Genomic DNA, 24960 nt, shown 5'->3' with positions numbered 1-24960 from the left:
GTTGAAAAGTTGAGCCGAACCAAGTATAAACCATGAAAGCGAATAGTTTTGAAGAATTGGTTATCTGGCAGAAATCCATTGCAATTGGAGTTCAGATTTATCAGTTGTCTGACCAACCGCCCTTGAAAAATGATTATAAATCAAGAGATCAGCTTATCGGATCTGCTGTTTCAATCTCAAATAATATTGCCGAAGGTTTTGAGTATAATAATAGAATTCAATTCATCAGATTTCTAGGGTATGCAAAGGGATCGGCTGGAGAATTGAGAAGCCAATTAGCACTTCTAGTTGAAGTTGGAAGAGTCTCTCAGGAAGATTATTTGGTCTTAAAAGAGGAATTGATTGGACTCTCAAGGCAGATCAAAGCATTAATTACTTATCTAAAAAATAAAAAGGAATAAAAATCAGATTTAGGGGTAAGTAACCTTGCCACTTTACGACTTTACAACTTTACCACCATATCGAAATAGAAAAAAATGCGAATACTCGTCCTAGATAATTACGATTCCTTCACCTACAATCTGGTCTATATCGTCAGGCAGTTAGGTTATAGCGCGCAAATGGATGTCTTTCGAAATGATAAAATCAACTTGGAAAACGTCGCTAATTACGATAAGATACTCCTTTCCCCAGGTCCAGGAGTTCCTTCCGAAGCTGGTATTATGCCTGAGCTGTTGAAAAAATATTCTTCCTCTAAGTCCATTTTGGGGGTTTGCTTGGGGCATCAAGCGATCGGAGAGGCGTTTGGCGGGAGTTTGATCAATTTATCCGAGGTCCTTCACGGAGTAGCTTCAGAAGTTACCGTGCAAGATGATGTCCTTTTCAAAGACATTCCCCAGACCTTTAAAATAGGTCGTTATCATTCTTGGGTCATCGATGAGTCCACTCTTTCTCCAGATTTGGAAGTGATTGCACGGACTCCGGACCAGCAGATTATGGCGGTAAGACACAAGAACTTTGATGTTCGCGGAGTTCAATTCCACCCAGAAAGTATTTTGACCGAAAATGGGGTCAAAATCATGCAAAACTGGTTAGAGTCTTAAATTTGAAGTTCACCCCTTCCACCGGAATGAATTATGAAAGAAATATTAAATCAATTAATCGAACATAAAACCCTGTCCCAGGATCAGGCGCGCGAGGTGCTGAAAAATATCGCCACTGGAGGATACAATACCAGCCAAATTGCGGCCTTCATGACGGTATACTTGATGCGAAGCATTACCGTTGAGGAGCTTCGGGGTTTTCGTGAAGCAATGCTGGAGCTTTGTATTCCTGTGGAGATTGCAGAATACGATGCCATGGACCTTTGCGGAACAGGAGGAGATGGCAAGGATACATTTAATATTTCTACTCTGTCCTCTTTTATCGTAGCAGGTGCTGGTCAAAATGTCGCCAAACACGGCAACACCGGCGTTTCATCTATTTGTGGTTCCTCCAATTTGCTTCAGTACTTTGGCTATCAGTTTACCAATGATATCGGAGAAATAAGACGTTCATTGGATGAAGTTGGTCTTTGCTTTTTACACGCTCCACTTTTTCACCCGGCCATGAAGCATGTCGCTCCTATTCGAAAGGAACTGGGAGTTAAAACCTTCTTCAATATGTTGGGGCCCATGGTGAATCCAAGCTTTCCTCGAAAGCAATTAGTCGGTGTCTTTAGTCTCGAACTAGCTCGGCTTTATGGGTATTTGTACCAAGAGACCGAAGGGAAATTCTCCATCCTTCATGCCTTGGATGGTTATGATGAAATTTCCCTTACAGGACCTTTTAAGATGATTTCCAACTCAGGAGAAAAGCTTTATAATCCTGAGAATATAGGTCTTTCCAAACTCACGGCTGAAAGCATCAAAGGGGGAGAAACCGTGGAAGAATCTGCCAAAATCTTTGAAAATGTCCTTCGTGGAAAAGGTGAAAAAGCTCAAAATCAAGTAGTCATTGCCAATGCTGCTGCGGCCTTGGTTACAGCGCGGGAAGGATTGAGTTTTACGGATGCGGTCCTTGAAGCAGAAGAAGTATTGCTAAGCGGCAAGGCACTTCAAGTGTTCAATGGCTTAGTCAATCCTCAAACTACCATTTCATTAGCTTAAGAAAATTATGAATATTTTAGAAAAAATCATTGCGGACAAGTACAAGGAGGTTGAGGAGAAGAAAAGCCTGATTCCTGTCAAATTATTGGAAAAGAGCACTTTTTTCTCGGGTCCAACAGTGTCCATGAAAAAGTATGTAACCCATCCTGAGAAGTCTGGAATTATCGCAGAGTTTAAGCGAAAATCCCCATCTAAAGGCTGGATTAATGCTTCTGCCTCTGTGGAGCAGGTGAGTATCGGTTACATGCAGGCTGGAGCTTCAGCTATGTCGATTTTGACAGATAAGGAATACTTCGGGGGGACAAATGAAGATTTGAAAATGGCTCGGAAATTCAATTTCTGCCCGATTCTAAGAAAGGATTTCGTGGTAGATGAATACCAAATCTTAGAAGCAAAATCCATCGGAGCAGATTGCATTTTATTGATTGCAGCGGCTTTGGAGCCAGAAAAACTGAAGTCTTTGGCCTATTTCGCCAAGAGTTTGGGACTTGAGGTTTTAATGGAGGTTCATGATGGCGAAGAGCTGGATCGAAGCCTTTGCGAGGGCTTGGATTTGGTGGGAGTGAATAACCGTAATCTAAAAACCTTTGAAGTATCTATCGATACCTCTTTGGCATTGGTAGATCGGATTCCTTCCAACTTTGTAAAGGTGTCTGAAAGTGGAATTTCTGATCCGAATACGCTGATTCACTTGAAAAAAGCAGGATTTGAAGGATTCTTGATCGGAGAAAACTTCATGAAATCTAGCCGTCCGGAGCAGGCTGCCTATAATTTCATCAAGGAGTTTAAAAAATTAGCAGCGATAGAATTTTCGGAAGCCTGATGGAAATGAAAGTCTGTGGCATGCGAGATCCAGAAAATATCCGAAGCTTAATTTCGGAAGTGGGTCCAGATTGGATGGGATTGATCTTTTATCCTAAATCGCCTCGCTATGTATCAGATGAGAAAGCTGCGGATTTGAAAGAATTTCCAGTGAAAAAAGTTGGGGTTTTTGTCAATGAAAGTGAAGCGGAAATCCTTAGAAAAGTTGAGCAATTTGGCCTTACTGCCATTCAGCTTCATGGAAAAGAATCCGTGGAATTTGTTAAAGACCTTTCAGAAAAAACTAATGCTGAACTCTGGAAAGTAATTTCAGTAGGATCAGAAATCGAATGGAAAAGTCTGGAAGGATACCTTCCTTTTGTGAGCAAGTTTCTTTTCGATACCGCCACAGCAGCCCATGGTGGTTCGGGAAAGCGATTTGATTGGAAAGTTTTGGAAACTTATCCCTTCGACAAAAGCTTTCTTCTGAGTGGTGGATTGGATGAGGAAAGTGTTGAGGAAGTTTTGGCTTTGCGAGAGCAAATCCCTCAACTCAAAGGAGTGGATCTCAATTCCAAATTTGAAGATGCTCCCGGAGTGAAAAACATTGAAAAACTGAAAAATTTTAAAAGTCGCCTGATTCATTCTGGCACTAATAATTAATAACCTTATAACTAGTAACCGATGATACGTGTAGATGAAAAAGGCTTTTACGGGAAGTTTGGAGGGGCATATATTCCCGAGATGCTTCATCCCAATATTGAAGAATTGAGGGAAAATTATGAGTCGATTGTAGCTAGTCAGGAATTCCAACTGGAGTTTCAGACCTTGCTCAGAGACTTCGTAGGCCGTCCAACTCCGCTTTATTTCGCCAATCGACTTTCAGAGCAATACGGAGCCAAAATCTACCTTAAGCGCGAAGACCTTTGCCATACTGGTGCCCACAAAGTCAACAATACGGTGGGTCAAATCCTTTTAGCCAAAAGATTGGGCAAAAAGCGAATCATCGCCGAAACCGGTGCCGGTCAGCATGGAGTAGCAACGGCAACTGTTTGTGCGCTGATGGGAATGGATTGTACAGTTTACATGGGGGAACTGGATATTCAGCGTCAGCGACCAAATGTAGAGCGAATGAGGATTTTGGGAGCGAAAGTTGTCCCTGCGACATCCGGTTCTAAAACACTTAAAGATGCTACCAATGAGGCCATGCGTGCTTGGATCAACAACCCCGTGGATACTCATTACATCATCGGTTCTGTCGTTGGTCCACATCCCTATCCGGAGATGGTTGCTCGATTCCAATCGGTGATTTCGGAGGAAATCAAGTGGCAGCTTATGCAAAAAGAAGGACGAGAAAATCCAGATGCGGTCATTGCCTGTGTTGGTGGAGGTTCAAATGCTGCTGGGGCTTTTTACCATTATTACAATACTCCTGAAGTCCGCTTGATCGCTGCTGAAGCTGCTGGTTTGGGAATTAATTCCGGAAAATCAGCCGCTACCACAGCTTTGGGAACCCCAGGGATTTTACATGGTTCCAAAACAATCTTGATGCAAACAGAAGATGGTCAAGTTGTAGAGCCACATTCCATTTCAGCGGGCTTGGATTATCCTGGGATCGGACCTGTTCACGCACATTTGTTTGATATTGGGCGAGCAGAGTTTGTGGCTGTGGAGGATGAAGACGCGATGAAAGCTGGGATTTTGCTCAGCCGAACCGAAGGAATCATTCCGGCTATCGAAACGGCTCATGCCATCCATGCCCTCAACATGATCGAGTACGGTAAAGACGACGTGATTGTGATCAATCTTTCCGGCAGGGGAGATAAGGATTTGGAAACCTATATCAAGTGGGGAGGATATTGATTTCGGATTTCAGATTTCGGATTTGAAATTGGTTATCTCGTAATCTTTCAATTTTCAAATTTTTCAATCTTTCAATCAAAGACATGAACAGAATACATTACTTATTCAATACCAAACAGGATCGGGTGCTTTCGATCTATTTTACTGCGGGATTTCCCAAGCTTGAAGATACTATTCCAGTCATGGAAGCCATTCAAGCTGGAGGATCGGATATTATTGAGATTGGAATTCCTTATTCAGATCCGATTGCGGATGGTCCTACGATTCAGGATAGCAATATGATTGCTCTCGAAAATGGCATGAGCATGAAAATGCTCTTTGATCAGCTTAAAGGTTTCAGAGCCAAAATCCATATGCCAGTCGTTTTGATGGGATATCTGAACCCCATCATGCAATTTGGCATGGAGGAGTTTTGTAAAAAGTGTAAGGAGGTGGGAGTAGATGGCCTTATTGTACCAGACTTGCCGATGCAGCAATACTTGGATGAGTACAAAAGTCTGTTTGACTCTTATGGATTGGTCAATACCTTTTTGATTTCCCCTCAGACTTCCGAAAAGCGGATTCGAGAAATTGATCAGAATACAGACGGATTTATCTACATGGTGTCTTCTCATTCGATTACTGGAGCCAAAGCCGAAATTTCAGCAGATCAGGTCGCCTATTTCGAACGTGTCAAAGCCATGAACCTTAAAAACCCACGACTGATCGGATTCGGGATTTCTGATGCTCAAACGTTCAGCACAGCTTCTAAATACAGCAACGGAGCAATCATCGGTTCGGCATTTATCAAAAAGATCAAAGATGCTCAAGATCTAAGTAAGGATATCCAATCCTATTTGAGAGCAGTTAAAGCATAATAAACCATTACTAATTTCAGAATTTAGATTTTCGATTTACGAAGTAATTTTGGTCTTCAGTCCTGATCACTATAGGTTTAAGTCCTTGATTTCGTGAATGCAGTTTAACAAAACGTCGTAAATCGTAATTCGTAAATCGTACCTAAAAATGATTATCCAACTTCAACCCGATATTTCCGATTCACAAAAAGATAAACTAATCTCCAAAGTGAATGAGATTGGTTATAAAACCACTGAGGTCAAAACTCAACTTGGAAACTACATTATCGGTATCGGTAAAAATGAATTTGATATCCGTCGTATCGGTCAGATGGACGGTATTCAGGACATCCACATCGTCTCGGACGAATACAAGCTCGTTTCCAAAAAGTGGAAAGCCAAGCCCACTTCTGTCGATCTTGGCGATGGCGTCTTTATCAAGGATGGGGAAATGGCTATCATCACTGGTCCTTGCTCCATCGAATCCGAAGAGCAAATCCGAAAGGTAGTCAATCACTGCGTGGAAAACGGCATTACGATGATGCGTGGGGGTGTTTTCAAGCCTCGGACTTCTCCTTATGCCTTCCGTGGAATGGGTATCGAAGGGCTTGAGTTATGGCATTCTATTGCTGCTCCTGCCGGAATAAAAATTGTAACCGAAGTGATGCAGCCTTCCCAGATTGAAGAAATGTATCCTTATGTGGATATTTATCAGGTAGGTGCACGAAATTCTCAGAATTTTAACCTATTGGATGAACTTGGAAAAGTAGACAAAGCCGTGATGATCAAACGGGGAATCTCCGGAACCATCGAGGAGTTGTTACAGTCTGCCGAGTATGTTTTTGCTGGAGGAAATGAAAAATTGATCCTTTGCGAACGAGGCATTCGAACCTATGAGCGGGCTTCCAGAAATACCCTTGATCTCAATGCCATTCCGATTTTGAAAGCTAAATCGCACCTTCCCGTGATTGTGGATCCTTCGCATGGAATTGGTATTCGAGCTTATGTCCCACAAATGGCCTTGGCTGGTGTTATGGCTGGAGCGGATGGCATCATCTACGAATCCCATGAAGTTCCAGAAAAAGCTTATTCAGACGGTCAACAGACGCTGGATTTTGCACAAAGTGCAAGACTAGCTGCTTGGATCAGAGAGATTTTCGCAAAAAGGAAAACTTTCGAGTTGTTGTAAAATTTGTTTGTGACAAGGCAAAACCCTGCGTAAATTCACCGCATGAATCCTACACCAAGAACCTTCGTACATCATTCTTATCATCTCCTTGATTGAGGGAATAGGAATGACTTTGGTTTTTGCTAAAGAAATTAAAAGGCCTATTCCAACTGGATTAGGCCTTTTTAGTTTTTGAGTACGATTTAAATTACCACATATAAACCCAAATAGTGAATGAAAACCCAACTTAAAGACTGGGTCTTTTCTGACCCGAGATTAAAAGACTTGAGGCAGGATTATGCCTCATATTCGAAAGAGGATTTTGAAGTCTGGAAAATTCTCTTCGATCGGCAAATGCCAAATCTCCCCCAAGCAGCCTCAAAAGCGTATTTGGAGGGAGTCAAGGCGGTTAATTTTACCGCCGATCGTATTGCTAATTTTGAGGAACTAAACGAGATCCTCGCTAAAACCACAGGATGGGCGGTGCAAGTGGTGCCAGGATTGATTGATGACGATTTGTTTTTCGGATTACTGAATAACAAGCGTTTTCCTTCGTCTACTTGGCTTCGCAAAATGGAACAACTGGATTACCTAGAAGAGCCGGATATGTTTCATGATGCTTTTGCCCACATGCCGCTGCTGACCAACCAACACTATGTGGACTTCTTGGAAAAGCTCAGTGGAATTGCCCTGAAGCATATTCAGTATCCTTGGGCGATCCAGTTGCTAAGCCGGATTTATTGGTTTACAATTGAATTTGGACTGATCCGGGAAGATGGTGAGTTGAGAGTATATGGAGCGGGGATTTTGAGTTCGGCGGGAGAGACCAAGTTTTCTCTTTCAGACGAACCCAAGCACTTTCCCTACGATGTGCGCCACATCATGAGTACCGAATACTGGAAAGATCGCTTCCAGGATAAATATTGGGTGATCGACAGCTACGAGCAACTTTTCAATTCCCTTCCTGAAATTGAGGAGGTGCTTGAAGAAATGTTGAAAGAAAAGATGGAAAATTAAATTGACAGAAGACCGATGACCGAAGATCGAAGCACTGACTTCCGTCTTCGGTCTCCCGTCTTCCGTCTTCACACATGAAAATAGCAGTAATCAAATACAATGCGGGCAATGTCCAATCGGTCCTTTACGCTTTGGAGCGTTTGGGGGCGAATGCGGTTTTGACAGATGATCCGGAAGAAATTCACGCCGCCGACAAGGTCATCTTTCCCGGGCAGGGTGAAGCGAGCTCCGCCATGACCTACCTCAAGGCCCGCCAACTTGACCAAGTAATCAAAGAAATCAAACAGCCCTTTTTGGGGGTTTGCTTGGGGTTGCAGTTGCTCTGTGAACATTCTGAGGAAAATGACACCGAGTGCTTGGGAATATTTCCAGTGAAAGTGAAGCGCTTTATTCCTGAGAATTCACAGGAATTTAAAGTGCCTCATGTTGGCTGGAACGAACTCGAAAATCTGGCGGACAATGTACTGCTGAAAGACCTTCCCGATTCGAAGTTCCTATACTATGTGCACAGCTATTATGCCGAGTTGAGTGAAGCCACGATTGCTACGACGCATTACATTCATGACTTTACTGCTATCCTTCATCGGGATAATTATTGGGCGATTCAAGCCCACCCGGAGAAAAGCAGCACGGTAGGGGAGAAATTGCTAGCTAACTTCTTAAACATTTAACCAATTTACCATGTACGATTTTTGATTTACGACATGTTGAGGAACTTCAGGCCAAATTCTCAAAGTTTAATTTTGAGTGGAATGATTGAAGTTCAGAAAGTGGTCGTAAATCGTCATTCGTAGATCGTAAATTAATCTCCCCCCAGCCCCCTTTGAAAGGGTAGTTGGCCTAATAGAACCTCAAACCTTAAATCCTGCAAGTCTTGTGTCTTAGGTCTTGCATCTAAAGTCTTACTATGTATATCATACCAGCCATTGACCTTATCGAAGGAAAGTGCGTTCGCCTCAGTCAGGGCGATTACAGCAGCAAAAAAGAATACCACGACGATCCGCTCGAAATGGCGAAGCGCTTTGAAGGCGCAGGGATTACTCGCTTGCATTTAGTGGATTTGGATGGTGCGAAAGCCAAAAAAATCATTAACGGAGATGTTTTGGAGCGAATTTGTGCAGGGACGAGTTTGCAGGTGGATTTTGGTGGAGGTATTCAGGCCGATGAGGAGATTGAAAAAGCCTTTTCACTAGGAGCCAAGCAAGTGACTGGAGGAAGTATTGCGGTGAAAAATCCAACTCTTTTCGACGAGTGGATTACGAAGTATGGTTCAGAGAAAATCATCCTTGGTGCCGATGCTAAAAACAAGAAAATTGCTGTGGGAGGTTGGGAAGAGACGACTTCCGTTGATTTGATCCCTTTTATCCAAAGCTATTTCAACAAAGGAATCCGCTATGTGATCTGTACCGATGTGGCCAAAGACGGGTTGCTTCAAGGTCCATCGGTGGACTTGTATCGGGAGATATTGCAGGAAATTCCTGAGTTGAAGCTCATCGCTAGTGGAGGGGTATCTTCAGTCAAAGAATTGGAAGAACTCGAGAAAGTTGGTGTTTACGGAGCGATAGTTGGAAAAGCTTACTACGAGGGAAGAGTGACTTTGGAGGAATTGGCAGCCTTTTAAGTTACGATTTACGAATGACGATTTACGAGATTGTTAGGATCCACAAACCCCAAATTCAAAGGTTTTGATTTCCTGTTTTAGGATTGAAGTTCAGCATGATGTCGTAAATCAAAAATCGTAAATCGTAAATTTTCTAATATCGAACACCGAACTTCGAATGAAGAACAATGAAGTTTTGAATACTATAAAATGCTAACAAAGAGAATCATTCCCTGCCTCGATATCAAAGACGGCCGCACGGTCAAAGGGGTCAATTTTGTCCAGCTTCGGGATGCCGGGGATCCGGTCGAGTTGGCCAAAATTTACTCTGATGAAGGGGCTGACGAACTCGTCTTTTTGGATATAACGGCGACTGTTGACAAGCGAAAAACCCTCGCAGAATTGGTGACCAAAGTAGCCAAGGCGATCAATATTCCTTTCACCGTAGGTGGAGGCATTTCCACGGTGGAGGATGTGAAGGTGCTTTTGGCAGCAGGCGCAGATAAGATTTCCATCAATTCTGCAGCAGTCAAAAATCCAGGAGTGATTGACGAAATGGCCAAAGAATTTGGTTCGCAATGTGTCGTGGTAGCGATCGATACCCGAAATGTGGATAGATTAGATTTTGTCCATACTCACGGAGGGAGAAAGCCTACCTTGCTCAGAACCCAAGCCTGGGCTCAGGAAGTTGCCGATCGGGGAGCGGGTGAGATTTTGCTTACGTCCATGGATCATGATGGGACCAAAGCAGGATTTGCCAATGAACTCACTGCTGAAATTTCCGCGGCTCTATCGATCCCCGTGATTGCTTCTGGAGGAGCGGGAAGTATGCCGCATTTCAAGGATGTGTTTACCTTTGGAAAAGCCGACGCAGCTCTGGCCGCGAGTATTTTCCACTTTAAGGAAATCGGAATTCCAGAACTGAAGGAATATCTGATCGGAGAGGGAATAAGTATTAGGAAATAATTGAGAATGAATTAAGGATATGCCCTGCGAGATAAAAATGAAGATATACTTCGTGAGATAAAGAATTAAGATAAGCAATGCGCGATAGTCGCTTAACAGCGAATACATAGTTCGACTTTAGCCTTGTCTTTTAAATTATCTGTGTAGCTATCTTCTTGTTTTACAAAGGATTGAAAATAAGAATAACCATGAATATCGATTTCACGAAAATGAACGGCCTCATCCCTGCTATTGTACAGGATGCAATGAGTGGAAAAGTCCTGATGCAGGGCTATATGAACGAGGAGGCCTTGGCAAAAACGAAAGAGACTGGCATGGTCACTTTTTTCTCCAGAAGCAAGGATCGTTTGTGGACGAAAGGAGAGACTTCTGGTAATTTTATGGAGGTAGTTTCGATTGCAGGGGATTGTGATGGGGATTCCATTTTAGTAAAGGCTAACCCGAGAGGACCTGTGTGTCATACGGGTTCGGATACTTGCTGGGATGAAGAAAATACCTCCAAAACTGGCTTTATCGATCAACTTCGTGCCATCATCAAGGATCGAAAAAACAATCCTTCAGATAAATCTTACACCGCTTCCCTTTTTGCCAAGGGAATTAATAAAGTAGCTCAGAAAGTAGGGGAAGAAGCCGTGGAAATCGTGATTGAAGCGAAAGATGACAATAAAGAGCTTTTCCTTGGAGAAGCAGCTGATCTTCTTTTCCACTATCTGGTACTACTAGAAGCTAAAGGCTATGAGTTGGATGAAGTGATGGAAGTGCTTATTCAGCGACACAAAAAATAATTAAATGAAAGGTCTCACAAATGAGACTTTTTTATTTTACCGAAATTCCACCATCGATTGTAACTGCTGCACCCGTCATCCAACTGGATTCTTCAGAAACCAAAAACAGAGCAAGGTTGGCGATATCTTCTGGTGTGCCTAGCCGCTTAATCAAGGTTGAGTTGGCAGTCTGCTGAACGATGGTGTCGGGGTTTTCAAAAGCCTTGGCCGAATCCCAAATTAAAGGAGTATCTACTGGACCCGGGCAAATCGCATTTACTCTGATTTTTGGGCCATAATCTAAAGCCATTTCTTTTACCAAAGCGACGAGTCCAGCCTTACTTGCATTGTAAGCAGCATGGTTAGGAAAGGATTTAAAAGCGGCAATAGAGCCATTTACCAAAATCACTCCGCCTTCGGTCTTCAGCATTTCGGGGATTGCAAAATGGCAGAGGTAATACACCGAACTGAGATTAGTGGCTAGAGTTTGGTTCCAATCCTCTACCCTTAAATCGGTTACAGAACCCAAGCCTAGTCTTCCTGCATTGGTGGAAATTATATCGATTTGGCCAAAATGATCAAGGGCAGCCTGAACCAATTGGCGGTTAACGTCTGGACTGGAAACATCCCCTGGGACAAATACCGCCTTTTTTCCTCCCTGATTCAACTCAGCTTCTAAACTTTTTCCTCGAGATTCGTCTCTTCCATTCAGAATCACCTGAGCACCTTCCTGTATAAAACGGGTTGCGATAGCTTTTCCCATTCCACTTGTGGCACCGGTGACAATTACAGACTTTCCTTGAAGTTTCATTCGTTAGTTTAAATTTAGATTTGGGTCAAAGCTTGAATTTATCTTATTTGAATTTGAAATCCCTTACTATGAAAAATCTATTTGCTCTTGGTTTTCTAATCCTTACAATGTTCTCCTGTTCGGAAAAAGAAAAACCACTTCCTCGGATCGCTATTGCAGGAATCGCAATTGAGTCGAGTACCTTTTCTCCAGCTCTAACTGAAGAATCAGCCTTTAAAGCCAGAGTGGGAGAGGAGGTTTTTACCTATTATCCGTTTATGGAAAAAGATTCCTCCACCCGCGCACGGGCGCAATGGTTCCCCACGCTTCGTGGTCATGCCATCCCCGGAGGAATTGTGAGCAAGGAGGCGTATGAATCGCTTCTGGGTAAAACGCTGGACATGCTGAAGCAAAACCTGCCTTATGACGGGCTTTTTCTGGATATCCATGGAGCGATGAGCGTGGTAGGTTTGGATGATCCGGAGGGAGATATGATTGCTCGGATTCGAGAAGTAGTTGGACCAGAAACCATCATTTCCACGTCTATGGATTTGCATGGAAATGTATCGGAGCGACTTGCAGGACATTCTGACCTGATTACCTGCTATCGAATGGCTCCCCACGAAGATGCAATTGAATCCAAAAAGCGGGCTTTGGTCAATCTCTTGGATCGAATCGAAAGCGGAAAAGGCAAGCCCAAGTACAAAGCTTGGATTCCTGTACCGATTTTGCTTCCCGGTGAAAAGACAAGCACTCGAATCGAGCCTGGAAATGGCCTTTACGCCAAAGTGGACCCAGAAACCAAAAAAGAAGGCGTGATCGATGCCGCAATCTGGATTGGATATGCTTGGGCCGACGAGCCTCGAAATCATGCCGTGGTAATGGTTACCGGAGATGATGAAAAGCAGGTGAAAGAGAGCGCCGAATACCTGGCAAAAAGCTTCTGGGATGTCCGAAATCAATTTGAATTTGTGGCTCCGGTTGCCTATTTGGATGAAAGTGTGGAAATGGCGCTGAAAAGCGAGAAGAAGCCTTTTGTGATTTCAGATATGGGCGACAATCCTACGGCCGGTGGTGCGGGTGACGTGACATGGACGCTGACAGAACTTCTGAAAAGGCCTGAATTCAAATCCGAAACAGGCCCCGAATTGATTTATGCTTCGATCCCTGGACCGGATTTGGTAGCGAAAGCAAAAACAGCGGGAATCGGAAATACAGTGGAAGGTCTTGCCGGTGCGATGGTGGACAATCGCTTTGCTCCTCCTGTGCTTTTGAAGGGAAAAGTCCTAGCGATAAAGGAAGGAGATCAAGATGCCAAGACCGAGGTAGTGGTGCAGGTGGGTTCGATAAAGATCATCGTAACTGAAAAGCGCAAGCCGTATCATTACTTGAAGGATTTCACCGAACTGGGTCTTGACCCCACTAACACAGATGTCTTGGTAGTGAAGATTGGTTATTTAGTACCCGAACTGTATGACCTCCGTGGAGATTGGATTATGGCCTTGACGCCAGGCGGAGTAGATCAGGATTTGGAAAGACTGGGCTATAAGCGAATCAAGCGGCCTATGTTTCCTTTGGATAAGGATATGCCCGAACCTGATTTGAGCGTGAAGTGGATACCGAGTTCAAGTGATTTTTAAAATCCTTGGGACAGAAAATAAGAATGATGAAATCGAGCATGACTAAAAAGTCACACACTGGAATGCTTATATGACTTGCGAGATTCTCCTGATGAAAGATCGGGACAGGATATTTGGCAAATGAAAATCAAATTATAAAGACTTGAAAATGGCAAGTGATTAATAATCTGTTTTAGACCTTGCTATTACAAATTTAGATTATGAAGCAAAAAATTTTTCTTGAAGGATCTGAGGTACGATTAAATGGAGATGAACAATGTTATAGGTTTTTAAATACCCAAGCTATTTCAGGGTCTTTGGCTAAAAGTAGTGCTGATGCCTTGGAGCTGGTTTTTGAAAATGGTAAACTGATCAAAAAGTTTAACTGGCAGTATGAATTCCAAGATCTATTAGAGCTTGAAGAAGATGAAAAAGGTTTCCCATACTTCTCAGCCCCAATTCATGACTATTTTGCATTAAAGGCAGCAAAGGAAGGATATTCTTTTTTAGGAGGAGAATTACCTGAAGGCTTTCAATTACCGAAGCTAGGTGCTTGTCCCTCATTTCAATTTCTAGGAACGCTTTCTCCGAAAACAGAAGGATTGGAATGGCTTCCCTTCGATCTTAATTTGGCAGCTCCAATTTATGGAAGCTTTTTGCAACTTTTTCTAGATTATTCCGATCCAATGCATCCTCAAATATGGGACCCTGAAGCCTATACAAATTCAGATTATGAAGATGACAATGTCAAGTCTGACACAGAGTTAGTTTATGAAAAGCAATTCCTAAAATCAAAAAAGCTAAAGAAAATGCCGGATTTCTTTGAAGAAAATCCAGGTTACTTGGGTGTGCCTCATTGGATTCAAAATCCACAAATTCTAAACTGTCCTAAGACTGGAGAACTAATGAGATTTGTAGCACAATTTGGAAGAGGTGTTGATATTAAACTTAAAAGAGCCAATATCGAAGTTCCTGACGAAGGATATTATGCTGAACTTTTAGGCAGAATGAATTTTTGGGCCGATGGAGATCTATATGTTTTTCTAAATCCAAATTCAAAAATGGTCTGCATTATTATTCAGCACTAGATTTCTCATGTAATAGGTTTTATCATTTCAACTTCTCATTATTCTTATGCCGATCCAGATCCCGGATGTTCTTTTTCTCAAAGTTTTTCTCCAAAGCTTTGGTCAGATCCACTCCGGTTTGATTGGCTAGGCAGATCAAAACCCACAGCACGTCTGCCATCTCATCTCCTAGGTCTTTGCCTTTGTCGGATTCTTTGAAAGACTGTTCCCCGTAGGTTCTGGACATGATTCGGGCCAGTTCCCCAACCTCCTCCATCAGAATAGTCATGTTGGTAAGTTCATTGAAATACCGAACCCCGACGGTTTTGATCCATTGATCTACGAGTTCTTGAGCTTGAGCGATGGTGAGATTTTTTTCCATAATTTGAGTCTTGATTCCAAAGATAAAAATCCCAGACTCAATGATGAACCCAAAACCTACCTCTGTTGAAGAATACTTTTCTTGGTTCCCTCCAGAGATTCAAGCTAAGCTCCAGCAAATGAGAGAAACCCTTCGAGAAGCACTTCCCCATGCCAAAGAGGTGATCAGTTATAGTATGCCGGCATTTAAGACCACGGAGGTCTTGGTATATTATGCTGCCGCAAAAAAACATATGGGATATTATCCTACAGGGTCTGGAGTATCAGAATTTAAAAATGAACTGTCTGGATACGTGACTTCCAAAGGGGCAATTCAGTTTCCATTTGATCAGGATCTCCCTTTGGAATTGATAAGTCAGATTGCTCAGTTTAGGGACGAAGAAGCCAAACTGAGGGCAGAATTAAAGAAAAAGCGCTAGGCTAAGTTCGATCTAGTTTGTTCAAAAACGCATCGAGTTCCTTCTTGTTGTTGTAAATGTGGGTAGAAACTCGAACCGCATTAACCTTACCTTCATGGACTAACCTTACGCGAAAGCCAGCCTTTCCTAGTTCCGCTCCGCAAGCAGTGAAATCCATATTCTTTGGCCGAAAGGATAAAACGGCTATTCTAGATTCTTTTTCTTCGGGAGTTAATATTTCCAGTTTAGAACCTAGCTGCTGAAGTCCTTCAAATAAATATTGATTCAATTCCCGGACTCGGACCTCAATTTTTTCTTTTCCGATTTGGGTGTGAAAATCAGCTGCCGCTACCATACCGACGGCCAAGGTTTTGCTTTGAGTGCCATAGTCAAACCGTCTGGCTGAAGGCACATAACCCTTGAATTCAGGAGGATTTACAGTCAAATCCCAACCGATGTCTGAGTGTCCTCCGATCATGACTGGTTTAAGCTTTTCCAGAGACTCTTCTTTCACAAAAAGAAAAGCTGTGCCGCTGGGACCTAGCATCCACTTATGAAAACAGCCTGCATAGAAATCACAGCCTAAGTCATACAAGTCCAAATCAAAGGTTCCTGCGCCATGGGCCCCATCGATTGCAGTCAGAATTCCCGTTTTCCGAGCCATGTCACATATTTCTTTGATTGGAAATACCAAACCTGTGGTACAAGTGACATGAGGGATTGCAATGACCTTGGTTCGAGGATTAATCAGTTTTTGAATTTCAGTCAGATTTTCCGTTTGCGTGGATTTGGGTTCAAATGTTCGAAGTACTATTCCGTCTAGTTTAGCTCGATTCAGCCATGGAAGGGCATTTCCAGCATGCTCGTGGGTAGTAAGAATAACTTCATCCCCAGCTTTCATCGGTACCCCAAAGGCCATAATATTGATTCCCTCGGTGGTGTTGTGGGTGATTGAAAATTCAGTCGGTTTTATCCCGAAGAACTCAGCCAACTTGATTCTCTCTTGATCGGAATTTCCGTATTCCCCAGAAGTATTGATTTTTAGATTACTCGCTTCCATGGCTTGCAAGACGGAAAAAGGAGCAGGTCCAAAAGTTCCATTATTGAGGTATATCCGATCAGCTGTCAATGGAAATTGCTTTCGAAGCTCTGACCAATATTCTTCTCCTTCTAAGGTAGATTTTGGGAAGGAAGGAAGAGCAGGGGATGGAAAATCAAAACCGGAAATAGATGGAATAGCCATTCCCAATCCAAGTTTTTGGATGAAAGATCTTCTGCTTCTCATGGTAACAATTCGGTGATAATCTGAAAAATAGCGAGTGTAATTTGGAAATATATCCCGTTTGTCAAATAATTCGGTGCAATTGAGGCCTAACTCAATTCAAAAATTCTATCCACATTTTCTGGAATATCTTCTTGATAGTGACTCACATAAATAAGAGTAATCGGAGTGAGCTCTAGGATTTTCTGCACTGTTTCTCTAAAAATCACTCGCTGTCTTTCATCCATTCCCTGCGAAGCTTCATCCAAAATAAGCAGTTTGGGAGCTTTGATCAGTGCTCTAGCCAATAAAGTCCAGCGCTGCTGTTCCAAAGGAATACGCTGGATGGGAAGGTTTGCAAATGTCTCCAAATTAAAAAGTTGAAGCCATTGATTCATTTTTGACTCTTGTTCAGCGGTGGTTTTCTTGAATAAACCCATTGTATCGAAAAAGCCGGAAAGAATTACTTTTCGAACAGTTTGGTTAGACGGAAAAAAGCGGACCAATTCAGGAGCTACAAATCCAATCGGTCGCTTGACATCCCAAATGCTTTCCCCACTTCCTCTTTTTCGTCCAAAAAGCCAGAAATTTTGGGAATAGGCTTGGGGATTTTCACCGATCAGAAGGCTGATTAAAGTAGATTTTCCGGACCCGTTTTTTCCTTTCAGTTGCCATCGTTCACCAGGATTTACCTGCCAATTGACCTGGTTGAGAATGGTCTTTTCACCATATCGAATGCTCACGTTTTCGAGTCGGATTACCTCATTTTCTGCCTTAGGTAATCCCTCCAAAAGTGCTTTCATGACATCACTATTCCATGGTAAATCTTTAGATTGATTTTTGTTCAATGAGTAATTTTCTCGTTCCCAAATCTGAATTTTTCCACTAGATTTTAACTCTCCTACATGGGTAATTCCTTCAGGAATTTCGGCCGAAGAGGTGGTGATAAGCACATGAATTCCCTCTGAAATGATGGCTTTAAGAAAATCTCCAAATGCCGCCCGACTTTCCTGATCCAGACCAGTCATGGGTTGATCCATAAGGTAGATTTTGGGTTGACGGAGCAGTCCCAAAGCCAATGCAAGTCGCCTGGTTTCTCCATTAGAAAGCATCAAAATTGAGGAATCCAAAAGGGGAGTGAGTCGAAATAAAGCGGCTACTTTTTCAAGCGTCCAAGGTCCAGGAATGGGTGTGGAATTTTCTTTCAAATACGCGCTAACGGTAGCTGCTTCATCTGCTTCAGAACTGTTAAATCGCTGCTGAAAATAGAAGTTTTGGAGGTTGGATTTGTTCCGGAATCGGTACTGTTGGGACACGTAAGCGATCAAATCTCGAAAGCTGTGAACGCTACCTTCATCTGTTTTTTGAGCGATATATTCCGAAGCAAATGTCCTCGAAATTCTGCCTTTCGGTAGGTGGGTAGACCCTCTCAAAGTTTCTAAGAATGCAGTCAATTCCCTGCCTGAATCTCCGGTGATTGCCCATTGTTGGCCTTCCTGCCAAATGAAATTGAGCTGATAAAAAGTAGCCTTTCCCAGGTAATTCACCTGGGCGTTTTCGATTTCAAGCAGGATTTTGGAAGTCAAGGATTTAGCGTTTTAGACAGAAGCCTAAAGTAATTGCTTTTGTATTGATTATGAAAAGGAAGGAATTTAGAGTTAAAAAAATTCTAAAAGTGATTACCTATAAGCTACTGATTAGTAGTTATAAAAAAGGCTTCAGGTTATTTTATGCTGAAGCCTTTTTTTATTAATCGTTTGGATAAGGAATATAGACGAAACTGGTAAACGCACCGTCCATAACGAATAAGCAACAGAACTCGTCGGGATCTTTATAGGCCTTTTTGAATTCCTCCAAAGCTTCTTCTGCAATCAGTTTTCGCTGGATAAATTCATCGACATAGGTCATGAAATAATTCCAGTCCAAACCTTTCTCTTCCTTCCCGATAAAGATCTTTCCGATAGGTTGCATTTCCTTGGAAATTGGAAAAATGGGATAGTCAGAGAACCCTCTGGATTTGATCTGATAGGCAGCTTCTTTGAGGTAGTCTGAGATCTTCACAAAGTCGCTCGTGATGGTACCGAGATATTTTCCGTTTAGCTCTGGATCGTTGAAATCTGAGATCATGATTTGAGGGTTAAGCGTACGACATTTTCTACATGATAAGTCTGAGGAAACATGTCCACAGGCTGGACTTTTTCGACTTGATATTTCTCTCCCAAAAGAGCCAAATCTCTTGCCTGAGTTGCCGGGTTACAGGAGACATAAACGATGGTTGGTGCTTCCAGCCTAAGCAGCATTTGAACTACTTTTTCATCCATTCCGGCTCGAGGTGGATCGGTGATTATTACATCAGGTTTGGCATGATTGGAAATGAATTCCTCATTGAGAATATCCTTCATATCCCCGGCATAGAAAAGCGTATTTTCAATCCCATTGATTTGGGAATTTAGCTTGGCATCTTCGATGGCTGCCTCGACATATTCCACTCCGATTACCTGCTTGGCTTGCTTGGCCACAAAATTAGCAATCGTCCCTGTTCCGGTGTAAAGGTCATATACTACTTCATCCCCTTTTAGCTGGGCAAAATCCCGAGCCACCTTGTAGAGTTCATAAGCCTGCTCTGAATTGGTTTGGTAAAAGGATTTTGGACCAACTCTGAATTTGAGTCCTTCCATTTCCTCTTCGATGTATGGCAGTCCAGCATAAGTCACCAATTCCAAATCATGAAAGGTTTCATTGCCTTTGGTATTGATCACGTAAAGCAGGGAGGTGATTTCTGGGAAACGGTCCTTCAAAAACTCCATCACAACTTTAATTGACTCGGGGTCATTTTCACCAAATTGAACAATTACCATAGTTTGCCCGGTGCTGGTGGTACGGATGATCAAGTTTCGTAAGAGGCCTACTTGCTCACGGATGTCATAGAAGCTGAATTTTCCCGCTAGGGCAAATTCTCTAAGCGCATTTCGAACTTCGTTGGAAATTCCTCCCTGAAGGTAGCAATGCTCGATGTCGATGATTTTATCAAACATTTTAGGAATATGGAATCCCAAAGCGTTTCGGTCAAATTCAGCCTCAGATCTAATTTGATCAAGAGTCAACCATTTTTTGTTGGAAAAGGTGAAATCTAGTTTGTTTCGGTAGTATTGAATCTGCTTGGAACCAAGTGTCGGAGCTACTTCTGGGGTCGGAACTTTAGCAATCCGCTCAAATTGATCCACCACTTGCTGACGCTTGTAGGTCTTTTGTAGATCATAGTTGATGTGTTGCCACTTGCAGCCTCCGCATGTTCCAAAATGAGAACAGAAGGGTTCGATTCTATCCTTGGAATATTCGTGGAATCGGATAGCCTCACCCTCCATGAATGAACTTTTACCCTTTGTAATCCGGACATCAACAACATCACCGGGTGCTACTCCTGAGACAAACACCACTTTCCCTTCATGATGTCCAACACATTTGCCTTCAGATGCAATGCGCTCGATCAAGAGGTTGGTGATGACCTTATTTTTCATTTTTCTCGACATGGGTGCAAAATTAGGTAAAAAGGGGGAGATGACCTGTTGGGGAATAAAAACTCTGATTGCCTATCTTTAGCCCTCAAATAGGTAACATGAAATTCAAAGACAAAGTCGTAATCATCACCGGAGCCACTTCAGGAATCGGTGAAGCGTGTGCGGAGGTTTTTGGTCGGGAAGGCGCCAAAATCGCCATTACGGGTAGAAATCCAGAAAAACTTCAAAACTCTCTTCTTAAACTCAAGTCAAAAGGGGTCGATGCGATTTCGATTTTGGCGGATGCTGCCTCCGAGAAAGACAATCAAAATTTGGCGGAGGAAACCTTGAAGCATTTTGGGAGAATCGATGTGTTGATCAATAATGCCGGAATCGGTATGCGAGCACTTTTTGAAGCCATGGACCTGGAAGTTTTCAAAAAGGTGATGGATACTAACTTTTATGGATCGGTATATGCCACCAAATATTGCCTTCCTGCAATTCTGGAATCCAAAGGTTCGATCATTGGCATTTCCTCTATCAACGGCTATCGAGGTACTCCAGCTCGAACAGCCTACACCGCCAGCAAATATGCAATGAATGGATTTTTTGAATCTCTTCGTACTGAAGTGATGAAAAAGGGAGTTCATGTATTGGTTGTCGCTCCTGGTTTTACTGAATCCAACATTCGAAATATTGCGCTAACTGCGGATGGTTCTTCTCAAGGAGAATCTCCGAGAGACGAAGCTAAAATGATGACTTCAGCGGAAGTAGCTGAACATATACTGAAAGCAACCCTAAATCGGAAACGAGACATCGTGTTGACCTTGCAAGGAAAAATGGCCGTTTTTCTCAATAAATGGATGCCGGGAATTCTCGACGGAATTGTCTATAATCAGATGGCAAAAGAAAAAGACTCGCCATTCAACTAATGCCCGAATCCATTTTTCAAACCTACCTCAATCGACTCAATGACCTGTCCAGTAAAAACAGGTTATTGTATTTGCCTCGATTGGAGGGTTTTGGAATGGTAGATGTCCGAGACTTTGATTTTTTGACGGGGGAACCAGCCTTTGAAATCATCCGGAAATTGATTCAGGGGAAAAAGGAAATTCCCTTGATTCCTGAGATTGACCCAAGGATGAGAGAGTCCAATCAATTGGCTAAGCGACTGGCGAGGCTAGCCGTTCGAGATCAATTAACCCTTGAAGAAACGGGTGAGCAAAGCCTTTATCTGACCTGGCTTTTTGCTGAAGGTAAGCTTCCAAATGGACAAGTGCTTCGCGCTCCAGTTCTGCTGAAGCCCATTTCTCTGGAAAGAAAAAATGGGATTTGGACTCTAGTGTGTTCCGATTCTTGGCAATGGAACCCCGCTTTTTTATTGATTTGGCGGCATGCTGTAAAATCAACATCAAGAGATTGGGTGTCGGATGAAATGCTGGAAGAGCTTTCAACAGATCCAACAGAATTCAGAACTCAACTAAATAAACTTATTCAGGATCGCTTTTCCATTCAGGTCCAATCCAATCTGTTTGAAGATCAAATTCAGCCATTTCCAATTTCCCAGATTTCACTGGATGAGGAGCGGATGGAGGAAGGGAGAATAGCCTTACGACCTTATGCAGTTCTAGGGCAGTTTGCCCAGAAATCCAGTTTCCTCTTTTCCGATTATGAAGAGTTGATCCAAGACCATAAAGACAAATCATTGGAAGATTTTTTTCAGACCTTTTTTACACAAAATGAAAATCTTATTCCAGTTCGTGAGGAAAACATGTTTCCGGTCTTTTCCTTGGATGCCTCTCAGGAAAACGTACTGCTTAAGGTACGGCAAGGGAAAAGTTTGGTGGTAGAAGGTCCTCCAGGAACAGGGAAATCCCAATTGATTGCCAATCTGGTTTCGGATTTTATCGCTAGAGGGAAAAAGGTCTTAGTAGTTTCGCAAAAAAGAGCTGCCTTGGATGTTGTTTTTGAACGAATGGCTCAGAAAGGATTCGGAGATTTTTTGGCATTAGTTCATGATTTTCAAGGGGATCAAAAAAGCCTATTTGAAAAGCTTAAGAAGCAAATTGATTCCATCGAAAGCTTCAAAGAACAGAACCGTGGGATAGATTCGATTCAGTTGGAACGAGAGATTTCTATCCTTTCTCGAACAATTTCCAATTTATCGGAGAAGTTTGAGGAGTTTCGAAGAGCGCTCTTTTCAGATCAGGAAGCAGGAATTCCTATCAAGGCCATGTATCTCAATGTGGATTTGAATGAGCAGGCTTTGAAATCATCGGAATTGATTCGGATGGATTTTGAACAGGCAAGGCAATTTGAGAAGAATTATCAAGTTTTTAAAAATTATCAGGATAGATATTTGAAAAGTTTCTGGGCAAATCGACGATCATTTGCCGGACTTAATCCCAGAGATTATGGATTGTTGAGCCAGACCTTGCATGGAATTGATTCTTTCAGAAATTCAATTTCCCATCGTTTTCCAAAAAACAGAATTCTTTCCGTTTTGGAAGAGATTCTTACCAGAGATGGGATATCGACAAAAGTTTCGGCCTTCCTCGAGTTATGGAAAAACCAATCAGATAAGGCATCTACTTTGCAATTGATTTTTTCAAAAAGTGAGCAGAAAAAGCTGAGTAAGGTTTCGGCATTTTTGAAACGAACACTTGAAGCTCATCAGTCTTTTCAATTCGAGTTTCAGGGGGAATTGCTGGCAAATCTTCAGGAAATAGAGTTCCTTTTACCCAAGTCAAGAAGCTTTTTTGGAAAGCTGCAAGCTAAATGGAAGAAGATTTCCTATCCCTTGATTTTTGGTTTACTGGAGAGAAATGGGAGGAGATTTGAGGAAAGCATTCTCCTTGAAATTCAGAATGAACTTCGTTCAAAAATCAAGATTCAGGAAGATTTCCGATCCTTGCCAGAATCAACAGTTTTAAAGTTGAGTGGTGATTTTTCTAAAGATTTTAACTCAGTTAGTGCCTATTTGAATCTATTTGAAGCATGGAGTCAACTACCTGAATTGCATTCTGTTTTGGAATGGAAGTCTTTGGGTGTAACTGATTTTCAAGAAAGTTTGATTGAGCTAGGGGAATTAATCCTGTTATTCGAGAAAGAGAAGTTTTCTTGGCGGTCTTATCTTTCCAAGCAGCAAATCATCAGCTTATTCGATCTTGGATTGGAATCCAATTTTCCCGAAAATCCATTGAATTGGAATTCTGTCTTTGGGGACTTGTCAGATTTTGATCTGTTTTTGGAAAGCTGGAATCATCGAGACTTGGGGCAAAAACTCTGGGAAGACTATCCTGAAGAAAGTCTTCAAACTCAACTCAAGATCTTTTGGAATGGATGGAATTTGTTTTGGATTGAGGAAATAGAGCGAAGAATTCCAGTTTTATCAGAAGCCGGAAGTTTGAAATTTTCCAGAGAGATGGAGGAGTTAAAGACTGCCATTTTGGAGAAAAGAAAGATTTCGGGATATATGGCTTTGCTTCGGCTAAGAGAGCAGGTTAGCGAACATTTGGAGTATAATCGGCTTGGGAATCGTCTGACTTATCGGGATCTCCATCATCAGGTTTCGAAAAAGCGTCAGCAATGGCCGATTCGGAAATTGGTTCAGGAATTTGGAGAGGAGGTTTTTAGACTTTTGCCCTGTTGGCTAGGAAGTCCTGAGACAGTTTCAGCGGTTTTTCCGATCAGCGCTCACTTCGATCTGGTGATTTTCGATGAGGCCTCCCAATGTCCAGTGGAAAGAGGATTACCCGCCATGCTTCGGGGGAAGCAAGTCGTGGTAGCTGGTGATTCTAAGCAGTTGCGACCTTCGGATTTTTACCAAGTCAAATGGGAAAGTGAGGAGGAAGGCTTGGAATACGAGGCTGAGTCGCTTTTGGAATTAGCTGGATTTTATTTTGAGAGAACGAGTTTAAAAGGGCATTACCGCTCTGCAGATCCCGCTTTGATTTATTTTTCCAACTGTCATTTTTATCGTGGGGATTTGGAGACACTTCCGGATTATCAGATTAGTCAAGCGGGCTTGACTCCATTTTATTTGGAAAAAGTGGAAGGGATTTGGGAGAATCAATCCAACCGGACTGAAGCGGATGCTGTTTTGGAGCTTGTGAAAAAAATCCAGTCCTCATCTCCTTCAGATACGATTGGAGTGGTGACTGGAAATTATTTCCAGATGGAGCTTATCCGAGAAAAGCTTTGGAAAGCTGGAGTTGCCGAAACTCAAATCAAAGTGAGAAATATCGAAAATGTGCAGGGAGATGAATTTGACCAGGTAATTCTTTCTTTGGGATACGCTCCAAATAGGGAAGGTCGATTGATCACTAATTTTGGGCTTTTGGGAAAAGCTGGTGCTGAAAACCGATTGAACGTGGCCATTACCCGAGCCAGAAAAAAGATGCATGTCATTTCTTCTGTAGATCCAGAGGACTTTCGTCCTAGCCAACTTCAGAACCCAGGGATCGCACTTCTACGGGAGTTTTTAGCATTTGTGAAAGTCCAGGGTAAAAATCGCGATATCCCAGCTCCGGAAGTTGCCAATCCGGGATTTGAGATTAATTGGAGTTTGAAAAACAGACTATTGAATGAAAATTCTTCTTGTTCCAAACAAATACCTTCTGCGGTAATGGATTTGATTTTTTCAGAAGGAAGAGAGAAAAAAGCGATTTTAACTGATGATCAGCGGTTTTTTAGTGCTCCAACTGCTAAAGCTGCTTTAGCCTATCATTCGATTTTGCTTGAATCGAAGGGGTGGGGATGGGAATGGAAATGGAGTAGGAGGTTTTGAAGTATCAAGTAGCTGGTATTAAGTAGCTAGAGCCAAGACACAAGAATCAAGACAAA

At 42.4% G+C, this 24960-nt stretch carries 24 protein-coding genes; 18 read left to right on the top strand and 6 right to left on the bottom strand.

The genetic code is table 11. From position 1 onward, the window contains the following. The first annotated feature begins 32 nt into the window (after positions 1-32). From AO498_RS14525 to hisIE, 13 genes are all read left to right on the top strand, one after another. A complete protein-coding gene (locus tag AO498_RS14525) occupies positions 33-401 on the top strand; it encodes a four helix bundle protein (protein ID WP_067549232.1) in 369 nt (122 codons plus the stop codon). Between the two features lie 75 nt (positions 402-476). Then, on the top strand, positions 477-1043 hold the full coding sequence (locus AO498_RS14520; protein ID WP_067549226.1) for an anthranilate synthase component II: 567 nt from the start codon (positions 477-479) through the stop codon (positions 1041-1043). Positions 1044-1076: 33 nt separating this feature from the next. Next, positions 1077-2087 carry an anthranilate phosphoribosyltransferase gene (gene trpD / locus AO498_RS14515; RefSeq protein WP_067549223.1) on the top strand — a complete coding sequence of 337 codons (1011 nt, stop codon included), beginning with the start codon at positions 1077-1079 and terminating at the stop codon, positions 2085-2087. A gap of 7 nt (positions 2088-2094) precedes the next feature. Next, positions 2095-2910 carry an indole-3-glycerol phosphate synthase TrpC gene (trpC, locus tag AO498_RS14510; protein WP_067549220.1) on the top strand — a complete coding sequence of 272 codons (816 nt, stop codon included), beginning with the start codon at positions 2095-2097 and terminating at the stop codon, positions 2908-2910. Next, entirely contained in the window at positions 2910-3551 is a 642-nt protein-coding gene (locus AO498_RS14505; protein WP_067549217.1) for a phosphoribosylanthranilate isomerase, read from the top strand. Before trpC ends, AO498_RS14505 begins: the two co-directional genes overlap by 1 nt. 21 nt (positions 3552-3572) lie before the next feature. Beyond that, positions 3573-4751 carry a tryptophan synthase subunit beta gene (gene trpB / locus AO498_RS14500; protein WP_067549214.1) on the top strand — a complete coding sequence of 393 codons (1179 nt, stop codon included), beginning with the start codon at positions 3573-3575 and terminating at the stop codon, positions 4749-4751. Between the two features lie 83 nt (positions 4752-4834). Then, positions 4835-5608: a tryptophan synthase subunit alpha gene (gene trpA, locus AO498_RS14495; RefSeq protein ID WP_067549211.1), complete on the top strand. Its 774-nt coding sequence runs from the start codon at positions 4835-4837 to the stop codon at positions 5606-5608. A gap of 148 nt (positions 5609-5756) precedes the next feature. Further along, positions 5757-6776, top strand: a complete 1020-nt coding sequence (gene aroF, locus AO498_RS14490) for a 3-deoxy-7-phosphoheptulonate synthase (RefSeq protein WP_067549208.1) — start codon at positions 5757-5759, stop codon at positions 6774-6776. Positions 6777-6989: 213 nt separating this feature from the next. Continuing rightward, on the top strand, positions 6990-7772 hold the full coding sequence (locus AO498_RS14485; protein ID WP_067549205.1) for a phenylalanine 4-monooxygenase: 783 nt from the start codon (positions 6990-6992) through the stop codon (positions 7770-7772). 74 nt (positions 7773-7846) lie between these two features. Continuing rightward, positions 7847-8443 carry an imidazole glycerol phosphate synthase subunit HisH gene (hisH, locus tag AO498_RS14480; protein WP_067549202.1) on the top strand — a complete coding sequence of 199 codons (597 nt, stop codon included), beginning with the start codon at positions 7847-7849 and terminating at the stop codon, positions 8441-8443. A 236-nt stretch (positions 8444-8679) separates the two neighbouring features. Next, entirely contained in the window at positions 8680-9393 is a 714-nt protein-coding gene (gene hisA / locus AO498_RS14475) for a 1-(5-phosphoribosyl)-5-[(5-phosphoribosylamino)methylideneamino]imidazole-4-carboxamide isomerase (RefSeq protein WP_067549200.1), read from the top strand. 189 nt (positions 9394-9582) lie between these two features. After that, entirely contained in the window at positions 9583-10338 is a 756-nt protein-coding gene (gene hisF / locus AO498_RS14470) for an imidazole glycerol phosphate synthase subunit HisF (protein WP_067549198.1), read from the top strand. A 182-nt stretch (positions 10339-10520) separates the two neighbouring features. Further along, positions 10521-11123, top strand: coding sequence for a bifunctional phosphoribosyl-AMP cyclohydrolase/phosphoribosyl-ATP diphosphatase HisIE (hisIE, locus tag AO498_RS14465; RefSeq protein ID WP_257722404.1), 603 nt, complete (start codon positions 10521-10523; stop codon positions 11121-11123). 31 nt (positions 11124-11154) lie between these two features. Here the strand turns inward: hisIE and AO498_RS14460 are convergent, their stop codons facing one another. Continuing rightward, positions 11155-11913 carry an SDR family NAD(P)-dependent oxidoreductase gene (locus tag AO498_RS14460; protein ID WP_067549192.1) on the bottom strand — a complete coding sequence of 253 codons (759 nt, stop codon included), beginning with the start codon at positions 11911-11913 and terminating at the stop codon, positions 11155-11157. A 68-nt stretch (positions 11914-11981) separates the two neighbouring features. Between AO498_RS14460 and AO498_RS14455 the strand changes: the two genes are divergently transcribed. Continuing rightward, positions 11982-13532: a M81 family metallopeptidase gene (locus tag AO498_RS14455; RefSeq protein ID WP_067550538.1), complete on the top strand. Its 1551-nt coding sequence runs from the start codon at positions 11982-11984 to the stop codon at positions 13530-13532. A gap of 200 nt (positions 13533-13732) precedes the next feature. After that, complete coding sequence (locus AO498_RS14450) at positions 13733-14599, top strand: hypothetical protein (protein ID WP_067549189.1); 867 nt, start codon at positions 13733-13735, stop codon at positions 14597-14599. Between the two features lie 22 nt (positions 14600-14621). On the opposite strand, the gene AO498_RS14445 is transcribed toward AO498_RS14450, so the two are convergent. Next, a complete protein-coding gene (locus tag AO498_RS14445; protein WP_067549187.1) occupies positions 14622-14960 on the bottom strand; it encodes a nucleotide pyrophosphohydrolase in 339 nt (112 codons plus the stop codon). A gap of 40 nt (positions 14961-15000) precedes the next feature. Between AO498_RS14445 and AO498_RS14440 the strand changes: the two genes are divergently transcribed. Beyond that, the gene (locus AO498_RS14440; RefSeq protein WP_067549184.1) at positions 15001-15378 is read left to right on the top strand and encodes an iron chaperone; all 378 of its coding nucleotides are present in this window, start codon (positions 15001-15003) and stop codon (positions 15376-15378) included. A 1-nt stretch (position 15379) separates the two neighbouring features. On the opposite strand, the gene AO498_RS14435 is transcribed toward AO498_RS14440, so the two are convergent. The 4 genes from AO498_RS14435 to rlmD form a co-directional block, all read right to left on the bottom strand. Further along, positions 15380-16642 carry an aminotransferase class V-fold PLP-dependent enzyme gene (locus tag AO498_RS14435; protein WP_067549180.1) on the bottom strand — a complete coding sequence of 421 codons (1263 nt, stop codon included), beginning with the start codon at positions 16640-16642 and terminating at the stop codon, positions 15380-15382. Between the two features lie 86 nt (positions 16643-16728). Then, a complete protein-coding gene (locus AO498_RS14430; protein WP_067549177.1) occupies positions 16729-18204 on the bottom strand; it encodes an ATP-binding cassette domain-containing protein in 1476 nt (491 codons plus the stop codon). Positions 18205-18367: 163 nt separating this feature from the next. Then, entirely contained in the window at positions 18368-18745 is a 378-nt protein-coding gene (locus tag AO498_RS14425) for a hypothetical protein (protein WP_067549174.1), read from the bottom strand. Further along, positions 18742-20148 carry a 23S rRNA (uracil(1939)-C(5))-methyltransferase RlmD gene (gene rlmD, locus AO498_RS14420; protein WP_067549172.1) on the bottom strand — a complete coding sequence of 469 codons (1407 nt, stop codon included), beginning with the start codon at positions 20146-20148 and terminating at the stop codon, positions 18742-18744. The genes AO498_RS14425 and rlmD overlap by 4 nt, the downstream gene beginning before the upstream one ends. An 86-nt stretch (positions 20149-20234) precedes the next feature. Between rlmD and AO498_RS14415 the strand changes: the two genes are divergently transcribed. Continuing rightward, positions 20235-21047 (top strand): SDR family oxidoreductase, encoded by an 813-nt coding sequence (locus AO498_RS14415; protein ID WP_067549170.1) that lies wholly within the window; start codon positions 20235-20237, stop codon positions 21045-21047. Then, positions 21047-24904 carry an AAA domain-containing protein gene (locus AO498_RS14410; protein ID WP_067549167.1) on the top strand — a complete coding sequence of 1286 codons (3858 nt, stop codon included), beginning with the start codon at positions 21047-21049 and terminating at the stop codon, positions 24902-24904. Before AO498_RS14415 ends, AO498_RS14410 begins: the two co-directional genes overlap by 1 nt. Positions 24905-24960: the final 56 nt, after the last annotated feature.

The sequence above is a fragment of the Algoriphagus sanaruensis genome (assembly GCF_001593605.1).
GTDB lineage: Bacteria > Bacteroidota > Bacteroidia > Cytophagales > Cyclobacteriaceae > Algoriphagus > Algoriphagus sanaruensis.
This window is presented reverse-complemented; position numbering and strand designations above follow the sequence as displayed.

Bases quoted from the DNA above. Each gene is read 5' to 3' on its own strand.
- trpC (WP_067549220.1), top strand. From the start codon at position 2,095: ATGAATATTTTAGAAAAAATCATTGCGGACAAGTACAAGGAGGTTGAG.
- trpD (WP_067549223.1), top strand. From the start codon at position 1,077: ATGAAAGAAATATTAAATCAATTAATCGAACATAAAACCCTGTCCCAG.
- AO498_RS14425 (WP_067549174.1), bottom strand. From the start codon at position 18,745: ATGATCTCAGATTTCAACGATCCAGAGCTAAACGGAAAATATCTCGGT.
- aroF (WP_067549208.1), top strand. From the start codon at position 5,757: ATGATTATCCAACTTCAACCCGATATTTCCGATTCACAAAAAGATAAA.
- AO498_RS14410 (WP_067549167.1), top strand. From the start codon at position 21,047: ATGCCCGAATCCATTTTTCAAACCTACCTCAATCGACTCAATGACCTG.
- hisH (WP_067549202.1), top strand. From the start codon at position 7,847: ATGAAAATAGCAGTAATCAAATACAATGCGGGCAATGTCCAATCGGTC.
- AO498_RS14520 (WP_067549226.1), top strand. From the start codon at position 477: ATGCGAATACTCGTCCTAGATAATTACGATTCCTTCACCTACAATCTG.
- AO498_RS14460 (WP_067549192.1), bottom strand. From the start codon at position 11,913: ATGAAACTTCAAGGAAAGTCTGTAATTGTCACCGGTGCCACAAGTGGA.
- AO498_RS14485 (WP_067549205.1), top strand. From the start codon at position 6,990: ATGAAAACCCAACTTAAAGACTGGGTCTTTTCTGACCCGAGATTAAAA.
- hisA (WP_067549200.1), top strand. From the start codon at position 8,680: ATGTATATCATACCAGCCATTGACCTTATCGAAGGAAAGTGCGTTCGC.
- rlmD (WP_067549172.1), bottom strand. From the start codon at position 20,148: ATGTCGAGAAAAATGAAAAATAAGGTCATCACCAACCTCTTGATCGAG.
- AO498_RS14450 (WP_067549189.1), top strand. From the start codon at position 13,733: ATGAAGCAAAAAATTTTTCTTGAAGGATCTGAGGTACGATTAAATGGA.
- trpA (WP_067549211.1), top strand. From the start codon at position 4,835: ATGAACAGAATACATTACTTATTCAATACCAAACAGGATCGGGTGCTT.
- AO498_RS14435 (WP_067549180.1), bottom strand. From the start codon at position 16,642: ATGAGAAGCAGAAGATCTTTCATCCAAAAACTTGGATTGGGAATGGCT.
- AO498_RS14505 (WP_067549217.1), top strand. From the start codon at position 2,910: ATGGAAATGAAAGTCTGTGGCATGCGAGATCCAGAAAATATCCGAAGC.
- AO498_RS14415 (WP_067549170.1), top strand. From the start codon at position 20,235: ATGAAATTCAAAGACAAAGTCGTAATCATCACCGGAGCCACTTCAGGA.
- AO498_RS14440 (WP_067549184.1), top strand. From the start codon at position 15,001: ATGATGAACCCAAAACCTACCTCTGTTGAAGAATACTTTTCTTGGTTC.
- AO498_RS14445 (WP_067549187.1), bottom strand. From the start codon at position 14,960: ATGGAAAAAAATCTCACCATCGCTCAAGCTCAAGAACTCGTAGATCAA.
- AO498_RS14455 (WP_067550538.1), top strand. From the start codon at position 11,982: ATGAAAAATCTATTTGCTCTTGGTTTTCTAATCCTTACAATGTTCTCC.
- hisF (WP_067549198.1), top strand. From the start codon at position 9,583: ATGCTAACAAAGAGAATCATTCCCTGCCTCGATATCAAAGACGGCCGC.
- AO498_RS14525 (WP_067549232.1), top strand. From the start codon at position 33: ATGAAAGCGAATAGTTTTGAAGAATTGGTTATCTGGCAGAAATCCATT.
- trpB (WP_067549214.1), top strand. From the start codon at position 3,573: ATGATACGTGTAGATGAAAAAGGCTTTTACGGGAAGTTTGGAGGGGCA.